This window comes from Caballeronia udeis (genome assembly GCF_044909315.1).
Classification (GTDB): Bacteria; Pseudomonadota; Gammaproteobacteria; order Burkholderiales; family Burkholderiaceae; genus Caballeronia; species Caballeronia udeis_A.
On sequence record NZ_JBIYEB010000001.1, the window covers coordinates 36,839 to 50,276 of the forward strand.

Annotated in this window: 13 protein-coding genes and 1 riboswitch; of the genes, 7 read left to right on the forward strand and 6 right to left on the reverse strand. The window is 61.7% G+C overall.

Features of this window, described 5'->3' with window-relative positions:
- Positions 1–70 precede the first annotated feature (70 nt).
- Entirely contained in the window at positions 71–691 is a 621-nt protein-coding gene (gene trhA / locus ABH944_RS00175) for a PAQR family membrane homeostasis protein TrhA (RefSeq protein ID WP_404603837.1), read from the forward strand.
- Between the two features lie 321 nt (positions 692–1,012).
- Complete coding sequence (locus tag ABH944_RS00180) at positions 1,013–2,506, forward strand: DEAD/DEAH box helicase (RefSeq protein WP_404603839.1); 1,494 nt, start codon at positions 1,013–1,015, stop codon at positions 2,504–2,506.
- Positions 2,507–2,682: 176 nt separating this feature from the next.
- Here ABH944_RS00180 and ABH944_RS00185 read toward each other — a convergent pair whose 3' ends face one another.
- Positions 2,683–3,198, reverse strand: coding sequence for a hypothetical protein (locus ABH944_RS00185; protein ID WP_404603841.1), 516 nt, complete (start codon positions 3,196–3,198; stop codon positions 2,683–2,685).
- 87 nt (positions 3,199–3,285) lie between these two features.
- Positions 3,286–4,113, reverse strand: a complete 828-nt coding sequence (locus tag ABH944_RS00190) for a ferritin-like domain-containing protein (RefSeq protein WP_404603843.1) — start codon at positions 4,111–4,113, stop codon at positions 3,286–3,288.
- Positions 4,114–4,858: 745 nt separating this feature from the next.
- Here ABH944_RS00190 and ABH944_RS00195 point away from each other — a divergent pair.
- On the forward strand, positions 4,859–5,638 hold the full coding sequence (locus tag ABH944_RS00195; protein ID WP_404603845.1) for a DeoR/GlpR family DNA-binding transcription regulator: 780 nt from the start codon (positions 4,859–4,861) through the stop codon (positions 5,636–5,638).
- 328 nt (positions 5,639–5,966) lie between these two features.
- Entirely contained in the window at positions 5,967–6,164 is a 198-nt protein-coding gene (locus tag ABH944_RS00200) for a hypothetical protein (RefSeq protein ID WP_062089577.1), read from the forward strand.
- Positions 6,165–6,310: 146 nt separating this feature from the next.
- On the opposite strand, the gene ABH944_RS00205 is transcribed toward ABH944_RS00200, so the two are convergent.
- Entirely contained in the window at positions 6,311–6,691 is a 381-nt protein-coding gene (locus ABH944_RS00205) for a hypothetical protein (RefSeq protein ID WP_404603848.1), read from the reverse strand.
- 245 nt (positions 6,692–6,936) lie between these two features.
- Between ABH944_RS00205 and glpD the strand changes: the two genes are divergently transcribed.
- From glpD to ribB, 3 genes are all read left to right on the forward strand, one after another.
- Complete coding sequence (glpD, locus tag ABH944_RS00210; RefSeq protein WP_404603849.1) at positions 6,937–8,529, forward strand: glycerol-3-phosphate dehydrogenase; 1,593 nt, start codon at positions 6,937–6,939, stop codon at positions 8,527–8,529.
- Positions 8,530–8,685: 156 nt separating this feature from the next.
- Positions 8,686–9,426: a helix-turn-helix domain-containing protein gene (locus tag ABH944_RS00215; protein ID WP_404603851.1), complete on the forward strand. Its 741-nt coding sequence runs from the start codon at positions 8,686–8,688 to the stop codon at positions 9,424–9,426.
- 100 nt (positions 9,427–9,526) lie between these two features.
- A riboswitch (FMN riboswitch) is annotated at positions 9,527–9,707 on the forward strand.
- Positions 9,708–9,866: 159 nt separating this feature from the next.
- Positions 9,867–10,592, forward strand: a complete 726-nt coding sequence (gene ribB, locus ABH944_RS00220; protein ID WP_404603853.1) for a 3,4-dihydroxy-2-butanone-4-phosphate synthase — start codon at positions 9,867–9,869, stop codon at positions 10,590–10,592.
- 140 nt (positions 10,593–10,732) lie between these two features.
- Here the strand turns inward: ribB and ABH944_RS00225 are convergent, their stop codons facing one another.
- The 3 genes from ABH944_RS00225 to ABH944_RS00235 form a co-directional block, all read right to left on the reverse strand.
- Positions 10,733–11,602, reverse strand: coding sequence for a hypothetical protein (locus tag ABH944_RS00225; RefSeq protein ID WP_404603855.1), 870 nt, complete (start codon positions 11,600–11,602; stop codon positions 10,733–10,735).
- A 139-nt stretch (positions 11,603–11,741) separates the two neighbouring features.
- Positions 11,742–12,920, reverse strand: a complete 1,179-nt coding sequence (locus tag ABH944_RS00230) for an MFS transporter (protein ID WP_404603858.1) — start codon at positions 12,918–12,920, stop codon at positions 11,742–11,744.
- 10 nt (positions 12,921–12,930) lie between these two features.
- Positions 12,931–13,344, reverse strand: a complete 414-nt coding sequence (locus tag ABH944_RS00235) for a VOC family protein (RefSeq protein ID WP_404603860.1) — start codon at positions 13,342–13,344, stop codon at positions 12,931–12,933.
- Between the last annotated feature and the right edge of the window lie 94 nt (positions 13,345–13,438).

Genomic DNA, 13,438 nt, shown 5'->3' on the forward strand with positions numbered 1-13,438 from the left:
TTAATGTAGAAAATAAGGCAGAAAGCGCGGCGTTGCAGGCAGGATCACAACGACGTGATGAGGATGGTCGATGCACTTTGGTGAGCGGTTCAACAGCGTTACCCACCTCGTCGGCACAGTGCTGTCGGTGGCAGGGCTCGCTACGCTTGTCACCATGGCCTCGATGGAACGCGACCCGTACAAGATCGTCAGCTTTGCCGTGTACGGCGCCATGTTGCTCGTGCTGTACGCTATTTCCACGCTGTATCACTCGGTCCGCAACCCGCGGCTCAAGTCGGTATTGCAAAAATGCGATCATTCGGCCATTTACTTGCTGATCGCAGGAAGCTACACCCCGTTCACGCTCGTTACGCTGCGCGGCCCGTGGGGCTGGTCGTTATTCGGGGTAAGCTGGGGGCTTGCCGCTCTTGGCATCGTTCAGGAACTCACGCTCGGGCGTCGAACCCGCAGCGTATCCATGGTGATTTACGTGATGATGGGCTGGCTCGCGCTCGTAGCCATCCGTCCTCTCGTTACAGCGTTACCGCCCGCCGGCACGGCGTGGCTGCTGGCCGGCGGTTTGATCTACAGCGCCGGCATTTACTTTTTCATCAACGACGAGCGCATCCGGCATGGACATGGCATCTGGCACCTGTTCGTGTTGGGCGGCAGCTTGTGTCAATTCGTCAGCATTGCACGCTACGTTGCTTGAGCACTTTGCTTGAATACGTTGCGTGCGTACGTGCATGAGCCTGCCCTGATCGGCACCTAATGCCTGACGCGAAGCGTTTTACGGCGTTTCAAATGCAACTTAACGCCAGTCAGCGTGTCTTGATAGCGCGTTGATCTTCGCGGCAACTTTCCCGGCGCTCGTAGCGTGTACCTCGAGCAAGCGCCCCGAACGTCATGCCGCCCGATTTCCTCGATCGTCGTACGCACGCACCAAGTTGTGCGGGCCGCCTTTTTTGGGGCTTCAAGCCTTTTGGGGCTACAAGCGATAGCGCCGGTCGTCATACCGAATCTGTGAACACTTATGTCTTTTGATTCCCTCGGCTTGTCCGAATCCCTGCTTCGCGCTGTCAACGAACTCGGCTACACCGTCCCTACCCCCATCCAGTTGCAGGCCATCCCGGCTGTGCTGAACGGCGGCGACCTGCTCGCAGGCGCGCAAACCGGCACGGGTAAGACCGCCGGCTTCACGCTGCCTATCCTGCAACGCCTGTCCGAAGCGCCCTCGCCGGCGGCTGGCGCCAAGCGCCCGGTCCGCGCGCTGATCCTCACGCCCACGCGCGAACTCGCCGCCCAGGTAGAAGAAAGCGTGCGCGCCTACGGCAAGTACCTGAAACTGAAATCGACCGTGATGTTCGGCGGCGTGGGCATCAATCCGCAAATCGATGCATTGCGACGCGGTGTGGACATTGTCGTGGCAACGCCGGGCCGGTTGCTCGATCACATGCAGCAGAAGACCATCGACTTGTCGAAGCTCGAGATCCTGGTCCTCGACGAAGCCGACCGCATGCTCGACATGGGCTTCATTCACGACATCAAGCGCGTGCTGGCCAAGTTGCCGCCGAAGCGCCAGAACCTGCTGTTCTCGGCCACGTTTTCGGAAGAAATCAAGACGCTTGCGGACAGCCTGCTCGACCGTCCGGCGCTCATTGAAGTGGCACGCCGGAATTCGACCGTTGAAGCCATCGCGCAGAAGATCCACCCGGTCGATCGCGACAAGAAGCGCGAGCTGCTCACGCACCTGATCCGCCAGAACAACTGGTTCCAGGTACTGGTGTTCACGCGCACCAAGCATGGCGCGAACCGGCTCGCCGAACAGTTGACGAAGGACGGCATCAGCGCGCTCGCCATTCACGGCAACAAGAGCCAGTCGGCACGTACGCGTGCTTTGGCCGAGTTCAAGGACAACACGCTGCAGGTATTGGTCGCGACGGACATTGCGGCGCGCGGTATCGATATCGACCAGTTGCCGCACGTCGTCAACTTCGACCTGCCGAATGTGCCCGAGGATTATGTTCACCGGATCGGCCGTACCGGTCGTGCCGGGGCAACGGGTGAAGCGCTGTCGCTGGTTTGCGTCGATGAACACCAGTTGCTCAAGGACATCGAACGCCTGATCAAGCGGCCGATTCCGCAGGAAGTTATCGCGGGCTTCGAGCCGGATCTGACGCAGAAGCCGGAACCGATTCTCCGTCGCGGCCAAGGCGGAGGCGGTGCGCGTCAAGGCCAAGGTGCGCCGCGTCAGGGCGCGCCGAAGCAATCGAACGGTGGCGGCCGTCCGTCGGCCAAGCCGGCGAATGGTAACGGTGGCGGTGGTAATGGTGGCAACGGTGGGGGCTACGGTTCGCGCTCGCAGAAACCGGTCGCCACGAAAACCGGCGGCAATGGCTCCGCGCCGCGCAAACCCGAAGGCTCACGGCCGGCCGGCGCCGCGCTGCTGGGCGGCAAGCCGCGCAGTGAAGGCGGCGGCGGTGCAGGTCGACGCGATACGCCGCGCACGGGACAACGTGGGCGTTAAATAGCGCGATGGCGTGGGCGGGACGTCTCGCCTATACCGCCTTCTACGCGCTGCGAGCGAGGTTGTTTTTAGCCTCGCTATGTTGGAGCAAGGGCAGATGGAGGCCCTTTGCGGCGCAACCGCCCGACACTGCACTCGATAAAAAAGCGGAGCCCCTCGGCTCCGCTTTTTGCATTTCAAGCGGCGGCGCTCGCCGCACGCTTCAGCACATCGATCTGTTCTCCCCAGCGCTCCAGCACCGCGTCCCCCTGCCCCTGCGCGAACTCGAATCCAATCCCCTGCACGAGGCGCGCATAAGGCACTTTCTGCCACTCCCCGCTTTCTATCGTCGCAATAAAACAGGTGACCGACGCCCCCTCCAGCGGCGCGATTTGCGCCTGAAGCTGCACCTGGAAGAAGGCTTCATCGAAGACGAAGGTCAATGTGGCGCACCCCGTCTTCGACACCAGCCGCGCCGCCCGCGACTGCGGCCACAGCGAAAAACACAAGGTACCCGGGTCCGGCGCGAACAACTCGCCAACGCTCAGCAGCGACGTCCGCACGCGGCCTTCATTGGCTGCAAGCAACGACGCCGTGAAGCCCGTTTTCGTCTCGATCGACGTGCCGTCGAACAACGTCCGCAACTCCGGAGGCCATTCGTCGAACGTGCCGTGCTCGAAACCATGAGCACCGGACGCAGTGGAATCAGTCATGCGGATCTCCGTGAAAAGACGATGGCCCGCGAAAGCGGGCCATCGATTAAAGCTTGGCGAACCGTTCAATGCAAACGGCAAACCGGCCTAGCGGAAGAACACGTGCTGCGTAATCTTCGCGAGCGGATAGTGCACGCTGGGCTGAATTCGAGCCGGCAGATCAAGCGGCTTGAGCAGCATTTTCACGCACATATCAGCCGACAAATTGCGCCGGACCAGTGCATTCACCCGCGCCGCCAGCTCCCGATTGTGCGCGGTGTCATTCGCGCGTTCAGGGTAACGAATGGCAAATACATGGCGCAGCGCTATCTCAGAATCTTCGCTCTTGATTTCTATTACACGACGCAACAACGCACCAAGTACGGCGAAACGGCCATTGCCTTCGATTTTGTTGTACTTCTTGAAAAAGCGGAAGAAGTGCTTGTAATGGCGGACTTCATCTGTGCGGATGTTGTCCGTGAGTTGCTTGAGCACCGGCTCGTCCGAGCACTCGTTAATGGCCCGATACAGCGTGGCCGTACCGGTTTCAACGACACAACGCGCGACCATTTCCAGCGCACGCGTTTTTTCGAAGTCCTCGACTGAACACGTCAGCGAATACTCGGCGAAGAAGTTCTTGAATGCCGTATCCCAGTCGAACTCGGGCCACACATGATGGATATACGTTTTCAACGCGCGGCCGTGCTGCATCTCTTCCGGTTCCCACTCGTTGTTGAGCCAGTCGGAAACCTCGGGGTCGTCGTTGAAATACGTGCTCAGGTTGCTTGTATAAAGATCGGTCCCGCTCTCAATGAACGAAGCCGCGCAAAGCAACAGGAGAAGGTGTTCGTTGGATGCCGCTTTGCGCCGGTCGATCCGGGACAGGTCGATATCTTCGATCCGCCAGGGCATCACATGGGTACTATCAGTGTGCATAAAAATCGCGCTCCCAAAGCTGTATTGAACGCGCCGTCAGCCAAACCGGCCGAAAATCAGGCGACGCCGTGGACTTAAGGCCGCGGCGTCCTCATGTGGTTAAAGACTTAGAGCCTGCATCTTAGCCGGGTTGCAACGAAGCTGCAGGCCCGGAGAGAGACCGTCAAAACCACATGTCAGTTCCGGATACCGCACAAATCAGCATAAATCGTACCGCCCCCGAACGCGTGGTGATAGCGCACGTCAGGCTTGATTCCCGCCCGCTTACAGACATATTTCGGCAAGCCATTCGAAGACGATTCAACCATCCGACTTTCGCCGACCCGTCTCCGAGCAGAGCCCGTATGCCTCCCAACGGCTTGCCGGCCGCTCGCCCACGTTCAGACTCGACACAATCAATTTTGCCATCCTGACGAGTTGCCGCGCAGGAAGCGCAGCATGCAATCCGGACAGTTGGTGCGGACATCGGGTCATGCGGACATGTACACGTATCGATCATGCAGAATCATGCAGGAGCGGCTTTGGTCCTGCCCGGTCGCGAAGGCCTAGCGGCGTAATGCGTCGTAACGAACTCGCTGCTTTCCATGTGGCGCCGGCGCCGTAAACTTCCCCGGCACGGTGCGTCGCGAAGCGCTTGCGTCCGCGGGCGAGCGGCAATTGCGGATGATCGAGCATTGCAGCTCCACCGGGCCTTTCCCTTACAATACGGGCCACCTCACGACAATAAAGCGCACTCTTCGACGCCATGACACGAGATCCCCGCATCACCTTGAACGCACGGCAGCAAGAGCTGCTCGACTGGGTGCAACGCGACGGCTTCGTGACGGTAGAGGACCTGGCCACGCATTTCGACGTCACGCCGCAAACCATTCGCCGCGACGTCAACTGGCTCTCCGACATGAACTTGCTGCGCCGCTATCACGGCGGCGCGAGCCTCCCAACCAGTTCGGAGAACGTCTCGTACACCGCGCGCCAGCGCATGTTCCACGACGAAAAACGCCGCATAGGCGCACTGGTCGCACAGCACATTCCCGACCAGGCGTCGCTCTTCATCAACCTGGGCACCACGACCGAGGAAGTCGCCCGGGCGCTGAACCGGCATCGCGGGTTGCACGTGATCACGAACAACCTGAACGTGGCCAGCATGATGAGCGGTTATCCCGAATGCGAGGTGCTGATCACCGGCGGTATTGTCCGGCCCTGGGACAAGGGCATTGTGGGCGAACTGGCTATCGACTTCATTCGTCAGTTCAAGGTCGACTTCGCGATCATTGGTGCGTCGAGTATTGAGTCCGACGGGACACTGCGCGATTTCGATACCCGCGAAGTCCGCGTGGCCGAGGCGATCATCAAACACGCGCGCACGGTGTTCCTCGCCGCCGACCACTCGAAGTTCGGACGCCCGGCGCTCGTCCGGCTCGGCCACCTGAACCAGATCGACGCGCTTTTCACCGATGCCCCCACGCCGCCCGAAATGGCCCAAACGCTCGCCGAGGCGAACACGCAGGTATTCGTGGCGGAGTAGCAGTCCGCAGTTACCTGCCGAAAAACCCGGCACGGCTTATGTGCGCTGCGACACAAACCTCAGGTAATTTCTACGATTCGGCTCGTCCGCCGAACCGCTTTCGCGCCACCAAAAAGTCAAACCCAATATTTTCCGCAAGCGTTTGGCACACGCCCGGCGCTTGCCTACAATCAAATCCCGGCAATGCAGCGCCGCGTTTCGGCGCCGCCAACCGCGCTTAGCATCATGCGTCTGCCGGACACGAAGTTCCAGACTCGCACAACGTTCCTGAGTACCAAGGCCGGTCGCCGACCGGTCAAAGTGCCATTCGATCGTCATGGAGAACACGATGCTCAGTCCGCATGAATTTGCCACGCTGCTCCTGTTGCAAGAAGCGCCCAACCAGATGGAAATGGTGCGCGACGAACTCGACGCCCTGCTTGAGCGCCAGCTTGTGCAGTTGGAAAATCTCGCGTCCGGGCGCCAGTTGTGGAGCCTCACGGCTTCCGGCGACTCCACGATCAAAGCAATCAAACGGTATTCGTAACTTTCGCCAACGCGCGGCTCTTCGGTCAAAGCCAGCGCTTTGACCCACTTGAGCCGTCACTCGCCAAGCGAGTAAATCACGCAGTGTGAGCTAGCCGATAAGCCTGCCAACCAGCGGGCCGGCGAGCGAACCAATTCAAACGCCAATCAGCCAGCGCGCAGCGTTGGGTCGACGGTTGCGCGCCAGCTAAGCGCCTGAGCCCGCTGATCCGCGAAAAACGAAGCCCACGCGCTTTGCGCCTCCTCCGTACGGCTGGCACTGAAGGCCGCATACTGAGTCGCTATACCCGCCTGAAACGCGCAGAACTGCTCCTTTGGCAGCTTGCCGCGCTTTTGCGCCACGTAAGCATCGAGAAACGCCGAATACACACCCTGCGCGTCCGTGCCGTAGTCAACGGCATTCCCACCGCACATGGACTGGAGCGCAGCCAGCGAAGGCGCTCCGCGGGACCCCGACACATCCGGTGCGGTTATGCATCCGCCCAGCATCAGCGCGCCTAGCGCACCAGCCACCAAAATCTTTCGCATTGCGTCTACTCCGTCATCTCCAGTAGCTACAGTATCGGTCGGCGACCCGCTCCGCGCCACTCGGTCGAACGGCCTATGAGCCCAAAAACGACCGGAATCTGCACTTTTCCGGCAAAACGGCGCGATAACAGAGCGTTAGCCGTTCAGACGACTTTACATTTTCGTTTTTGTTCGTTAAATTTCGAATTCGAACATTCTTATGTTCCGACGGAGTTTTCTGTTGGTGGCCACGGGGCGGACAAGCGATGCAAGGCAATCTTTATGATGTGCTGGTGGTGGGCGGCGGGGTCAACGGCACAGGTATAGCGCGGGACGCGGCGGGCCGTGGCCTCAGCGTCATCCTGTGCGAGAAGGACGACCTGGCTTCGCACACGTCGTCGTCGAGTACGAAACTCATTCACGGCGGCCTTCGTTATCTCGAATACGGTGAATACCGGCTCGTGCGCAAGGCGCTCCAGGAGCGTGAAGTCTTGCTGCGCGCGGCGCCGCACATCATGTGGCCGCTGCGTTTCGTGATGCCGCACATGCCCAACCTGCGCCCTGCCTGGATGATCCGCGCCGGCCTGTTTCTCTACGATCACCTCGCCCGCCGCGAATTGCTGCCCGGCTCCCGGGGGATCGACATGCGCCGGCACCCCGCCGGTGCACCGCTGATCGACTCAATCAAACGCGGTTTTGTTTATTCCGACGGCTGGGTGGACGACGCACGGCTGGTCGCACTCAACGCAGTCGACGCTCAGGAGCACGGCGCGGTAGTCAAGACACGCACGCGCCTGGTAAGTGCGCATCGCAGCGAAGGCTTGTGGTTCGCCACGCTTGCCGACAACGACGGCGTGACCTTCGAGGTGCGCGCGCGCTCCATAGCCAACGCTGCCGGTCCGTGGGTCAGCGACCTGCTCAAGGATTCGCTCAACAGCAACACACATACGCGCCATACGGTGCGGCTGGTCAAGGGAAGCCACATCGTCACGCGGCGTCTTTTCGAGCACGACCACGCGTATATTTTCCAGAATCCCGACAAGCGCATCATCTTCGCGATTCCGTATGAGCACGACTACACGCTGATCGGGACCACGGACCTCGAGTATCACGGCGACGCGTCCAAAGTCGCCATCAGCCCGGAAGAGACCGCGTACCTCTGCGACTCCATCAATCGCTACTTCAAGAAGCACATCAGTCCGGCAGACGTCTGCTGGACCTATGCCGGCGTGCGTGGTCTGCTCGAGGACGAAAACGCGGAGAACGCGTCGGCCGTCACGCGCGATTACCTGCTCGAACTCGACACACCCGCGAACGAAGCGCCGTTGTTGTCGGTGTTCGGCGGCAAGATCACCACGTTCCGCAAGCTGGCCGAAGAAGCGGTCGACAAACTCGGCGAAGCGCTGCAGTCACCGGCCCGGAGTAAAACCTGGACGGAAGGCGCCCCGCTGCCGGGTGGGGACATTGCCAATGCCGACTTCGCGGTGTTCCTCGCATCGTTCAAGCAGCGCAATCGCTGGCTGCCCGGCGAACTGGCACATCGCTACGCCCGGGCTTACGGTACGCGCGCACAGAAGCTCCTGGGCGATGCAAGCTCCCTCACCGATCTCGGCGAAGCCCTGGCGCCCGACCTGTATGAAGCGGAACTCCGCTACATGCGCGACAACGAATGGGCAACCTGTGCGGACGACGTGCTCTGGCGCCGGTCGAAACTCGGCCTGCATCTGGAGCCGGGGTCGCTTGACGACGTGATTCGCCGCATCGACGGGTGGTTCGCGTCAAGCAAGCCGGAAGCGGAGCCGCGGGCGGAGTCATCCGCGTCAGCCACGTCATCCACGCCCGCTCGCACGGTCGTTTGACGAGGCGTTGCCGTGAATAGCTACCCTGCGGCACCTGATAACGGTGTGACGATATCTTCGTTTGACGCACGTTAAGCCGATGCTAGTCTTGCCTTCACTCGTTCCCGCGCCGTTTCGCTGAGCGGGTTTAATCGACAGAACGACTGGAGGCTCATCATGGTTGCACCGGCTTATTCATCGCTGGAACTCGTGCGCGAGCCGTTCGATGCGCACGCACCGGCCGAACTCGCCGAGGCAACACAGGCGGCGTCGGCCAACGCTCATCAGGTCGAGATTCAGGAAGCGAACGACGCGCTCGAATATCTCGTCGGCGTGAACCTGGCGCGGCTGCGTGCCGAACGGCAACTCTCGCTCGATGCCCTCGCTCGTGCGTCCGGCGTATCGCGGGCCATGCTGGCGCAGATCGAATCCGGGCGCAGCGTGCCGTCCATCAAGGTGCTGCACAAAATTGCAAGCGCCCTGAAGGTATCGGTGGCGGCGTTCCTTCGGCGCCACGCGACCAATGGCATCGAATATTTGCCGGCCGAACGGGCAACGCGCCTGGTGACATCGAACGGACGCTTTTCTGCCCGGCCGCTATTTCCGCTGAACGCGCCCGCATCGGCGGAATTCCACGAACTTCGCATCGCACCACTGCACGCGGAATCCGGCAATCCGCGCCCGCCCGGCACCACGATCAATCTGGTCGTCAGCGACGGCACGCTGGAAATCCGCGTGCATGACCGGGCGCAGTTGCTGGCTACCGGCGACGCCATTGTGTTCGACGCCGATCAGCCCCACACGCTGCGCAATCCCGGCAACACGGAAGCACGCGCGTACCAGGTGACGGTGAACGCGGAAACGCCGCCGCGCTGGCATGTTCCGGCGGATTCACGTCGTATCGACGAAGCCGGCTAGGCGCGCTTGCGTACAAGCTAACGACCAGCAGTACTGCAACATCGGCTGGTCTGTTGTATCCTGAAATAAGTCGCGCTTTTAAGTGTTTAGCGACAAGTCAGTACGTCTTCAGGGCGGGGTGCAATTCCCCACCGGCGGTATGCGAGTGGCGAAAGCCTCTCGTGAGCCCGCGAGCGCCCGTGAACGCAGCTCGCTTTGCAAGTGCGAGCCACCCAACGGGGTCAGCAGATCTGGTGAGATGCCAGAGCCGACGGTCATAGTCCGGATGGAAGAAGATGTGCAGACGGTCATGTCCGTTTCGCGTGTTTGCCGCGGCGTATTTGCGTCTGCGTTGAACCGGCGCTGTCGAGTTGACGGCGCTGAAAACGCGTGTCGTTCTGTCTGTTTGCAATGCCCTGAAACGTTTTTCGCCCAATTTCTTTTGCGAGAGCGTTTCACTCATGTCCGACTCAGTGTCCAGTTTCACCTCCCCGGCTACCGCCTTTGCCGATCTTGCGCAACTTCGCGCAGGCGACGCGCCCGTTGCTATCCCTCGTCGAATTGCCGCTGCCCTGCAAGCGTTGCGCGAAGGCCGCGCGGTCGCGCTGCTCGACGACGACGATCGCGAGAACGAAGCCGATCTGATTTACGCCGCTGAAAAGCTCGACGTCGAAGGCATGGCGTTGATGATCCGGGAGTGCAGCGGCATTGTGTGCCTGTGCCTTCCGGACGAGACCGTCCGCGCCCTCCACTTGCCGCCCATGGTCGCCGACAACGGCAGCAAATACGGCACGGCATTCACGGTCTCGATCGAAGCGCGCGAAGGCGTGACAACGGGTGTATCAGCCGTTGACCGGTTGACCACGATCCGCGCTGCCATTGCCGATAACGCCAAAGCCGGCGACATCGTGAGTCCCGGCCACGTGTTCCCGCTGCGTGCACAACCGGGCGGCGTGCTGACCCGGCGCGGCCACACGGAAGGAACCGTCGACCTGACGATCCTCGCCGGGCTGAAGCCGGCCGGCGTGCTGTGTGAGTTGATGAACCCCGACGGCACAATGGCGCGCGGTGCGCAGATCGATGCGTTCGTGAAGGAGCGCAACATTCCGGTGCTCACCATCGCCGAACTCGCCGATTTCCGCATGGCGCTCGCCGCCGCGCGGGAGCTGACGGAAGAAACGGTTTAACGGCGGGAGGCTCCGTTCGTTCACCGGAGCATCAAAGCAATGAAAAACGCGGCCCTGAACTGAAGGGCCGCGTTTTTCATTTGCGCATCGTGGAAAAGCTGCGAGAGCTGCCGAGCGACTCAAACACCGCCCGCGCAAAATCACGTGGATTCCGTCCTCAAGATCGCCGCGAACTTCCTGTAAAGCCAGACCGAGCAGGTCGCGCCCGTCGCGGTATAAAGCAGCGTTCCCACGCTTTGCACGACCATCAACCCCATCGTCAAACCGCCGGCGGACGCTGCCGTCGCCAGCATTTCCGCGACCACCGTCAACACGGTCGCAATGCCGATGACCGGCAGGATCGCAAGCACCGCGGCTGTCGTGATAAACCAGAAGTGCCCGCGCGTGTCCTCCCAGGCTGCCCGCCATTGAATCTGGCCACCGGCGGCGGTGTGTGGGAACAGCAAGGAAAGCCTCGCCGACACATAACTCATGCCGCACACGGCCAGCACCGCGAGCGTGGCGGCAGCGGCCGTTGATGTGCCGCTGGACATTCCCGCCAGCCGCAACCCGATCCAGGCGATTAGAACCGCGAGCGTCGCGCCCACGTACCCGGCAATCAGCGCGATACAGAGCAGGAAATAGCGGCGGACACCGGCGTCCCAGAGACGCATTGGCGGGGCCGCAGGAGCCGGCCGTGCGGAAACTGCGCCGGGTTCAGCGTGCAACTTGATGGCAAAGCGGACCACGAACACGGCCAGCACAGCGAGAACCAGAGTCTGCACAAACGTGACGCCAAGAGAAACCAGCCCCTGAGTGGCCGCGGAAGCGTGACCGGCGCTGCTGCTGGTCATGGCAGTCAGCGATCCGCCGGCAGCGGCCATATCGGAGAATTGGGCCTTGTATCCGGCGGTTCCCGTTGCGAGCACAGCCACGAACGCCACCAGAAATACGATCGGCATGTGCCGCACGGCGGAGGCGGCGTCGCGCCATGCGCCCTTCAGGCACTGGCGCAGCGTGATGTCTTCCATAAAACCTCAGTCGAAAAGCGTGATGAAGCGATAAGCCGCGGACGCGGCTCGCACGACACGCTAGTCGGTTGAGGACGCCGGGTCAACATCCGGCACGGTCTTGGCGTGCGTATTCCCCCATGCAGCACGCCCCGCGGACTCAAACCGCGTCCACTGCCCCCGCCCCTGCACCCTGTCCGCTGCGATCGAGCCGCGCCGCATACCACGTCACGCCGAGCGCCACCACGGCCACAACGGCGGCGACCCACGGCAACGAGTCCAGCGGTCGCCCTTGGCTCAGCACAACGCCGCCGAGCCACGCGCCGCCGGCATTACCGAGATTGAACGCGCCGATATTCAGCGTCGACGCCAGATTCGGCGCGTGCCGGGCCTTCTCGACCACGCGTGTCTGCAGCGGTGGCACCGTTGCGAACGCGGCGACACCCCAGATGAAGATGGTGATGGCTGCCAGCATCTGGTTATGGCTGGTCTTCGCGAACACCGCCATGATGATGGCGAGCGCGACGAGAATGCCCATCAGCGACGGCATGAGCGCCCGGTCGGCCAGTTTGCCGCCGACCGTGTTGCCGATCGTCAGGCCGACACCAAACAGCACGAGCACCAGCGTGACGCCGTGCGGTGAAAATCCGCTGACCTGTTCGAGGATCGGCGCGATGTAGGTGAAGACGACGAACACGCCGCCGAAGCCGAGCACGGTCATGGCCAGCGCGAGCCAGACTTGCGGCTCTTTCAGCACGCGCAGTTCGTGGCCCAGGTTCGACGGTCCCGAATCATGTTTGTTCGGCACGAGCGCGGCCACGCCGATCAGCGACGCCACGCCGAGCCCGGCCACGATCCAGAACGTCGTGCGCCAGCCGAATTCCTGCCCGATAAACGTCCCGAACGGCACACCCAGCACGTTCGCGAGCGTGAGCCCGGTGAACATCAGCGCAATCGCGCTCGCGCGCTTTTCCGCCGGAACCAGCGATGCCGCGACCACCGCGCCAATGCCGAAGAACGAGCCGTGCGCAAACGACGTCACCACGCGGGCGACCATGAGCATCGAATAACCGGGTGCAACGGCGCACAGCACATTGCCAACGATAAACACGCCCATCAGCAATTGCAGCGCGAGCTTGCGCGGCATTTTTGCGGTCAGTACGGCAAGCAACGGCGCGCCCACAGCCACGCCCAACGCGTACCCGGTGACGAGAAAACCCGCCGATGGAATGGATACAGCCAAGTCGCGGGCCACGTCGGGCAGCAGCCCCATGATGACGAACTCGGTCGTCCCGATGGCGAACGCGCTGATCGCGAGCGCCAGAAGTGGAATAGGCATGAAAATCCCCTTAGTTTGAGATTGCGGAGAATGCTGAGAATGTGGAATTCGACGTCACGAATTCGATGACCACGCCCGGCGCAAGCTGCACGAACACTTGCTGCTCACGGGTGAGCGGAACGTCGACTGAGGAAAACGGGATTGCGTGTTCGTGCAGGCGCGCGAGCAACGCCTGCCATTCGGCCTCGCCTTGCACGCGCAGCGCGAGATGATCAATACGCGTGGCGGCCCGGCCACCGGGCGGCGAAGCCAGCACCGAGCCGTTCTCGATCAGATGCACGGCGGGCGCGCCATCGACATAAAGCCAGTACCCGCCTACGCCGAACGGCGGTCGCGGGCCGACTTTCATGCCGGCTATATCGACGAAAAAATGGCGGATCGGCTCGCAATCCGGCGCGACGATCGTGACGTGATCGAGTTTCATCGCGGAACACGCGTCACGGCGCGTCCGGAAAATTCGGGCTGCATGATCGGCCTCATACGCTGCAATGCATCAAATTTTGCACGTCGAGAAGCGT

Excerpts from the sequence above, each read along its gene's own strand:
- trhA (WP_404603837.1), top strand. The coding sequence starts at position 71 with ATGCACTTTGGTGAGCGGTTCAACAGCGTTACCCACCTCGTCGGCACA.
- ABH944_RS00180 (WP_404603839.1), top strand. The coding sequence starts at position 1,013 with ATGTCTTTTGATTCCCTCGGCTTGTCCGAATCCCTGCTTCGCGCTGTC.
- ABH944_RS00185 (WP_404603841.1), bottom strand. The coding sequence starts at position 3,198 with ATGACTGATTCCACTGCGTCCGGTGCTCATGGTTTCGAGCACGGCACG.
- ABH944_RS00190 (WP_404603843.1), bottom strand. The coding sequence starts at position 4,113 with ATGCACACTGATAGTACCCATGTGATGCCCTGGCGGATCGAAGATATC.
- ABH944_RS00195 (WP_404603845.1), top strand. The coding sequence starts at position 4,859 with ATGACACGAGATCCCCGCATCACCTTGAACGCACGGCAGCAAGAGCTG.
- ABH944_RS00200 (WP_062089577.1), top strand. The coding sequence starts at position 5,967 with ATGCTCAGTCCGCATGAATTTGCCACGCTGCTCCTGTTGCAAGAAGCG.
- ABH944_RS00205 (WP_404603848.1), bottom strand. The coding sequence starts at position 6,691 with ATGCGAAAGATTTTGGTGGCTGGTGCGCTAGGCGCGCTGATGCTGGGC.
- glpD (WP_404603849.1), top strand. The coding sequence starts at position 6,937 with ATGCAAGGCAATCTTTATGATGTGCTGGTGGTGGGCGGCGGGGTCAAC.
- ABH944_RS00215 (WP_404603851.1), top strand. The coding sequence starts at position 8,686 with ATGGTTGCACCGGCTTATTCATCGCTGGAACTCGTGCGCGAGCCGTTC.
- ribB (WP_404603853.1), top strand. The coding sequence starts at position 9,867 with ATGTCCGACTCAGTGTCCAGTTTCACCTCCCCGGCTACCGCCTTTGCC.
- ABH944_RS00225 (WP_404603855.1), bottom strand. The coding sequence starts at position 11,602 with ATGGAAGACATCACGCTGCGCCAGTGCCTGAAGGGCGCATGGCGCGAC.
- ABH944_RS00230 (WP_404603858.1), bottom strand. The coding sequence starts at position 12,920 with ATGCCTATTCCACTTCTGGCGCTCGCGATCAGCGCGTTCGCCATCGGG.
- ABH944_RS00235 (WP_404603860.1), bottom strand. The coding sequence starts at position 13,344 with ATGAAACTCGATCACGTCACGATCGTCGCGCCGGATTGCGAGCCGATC.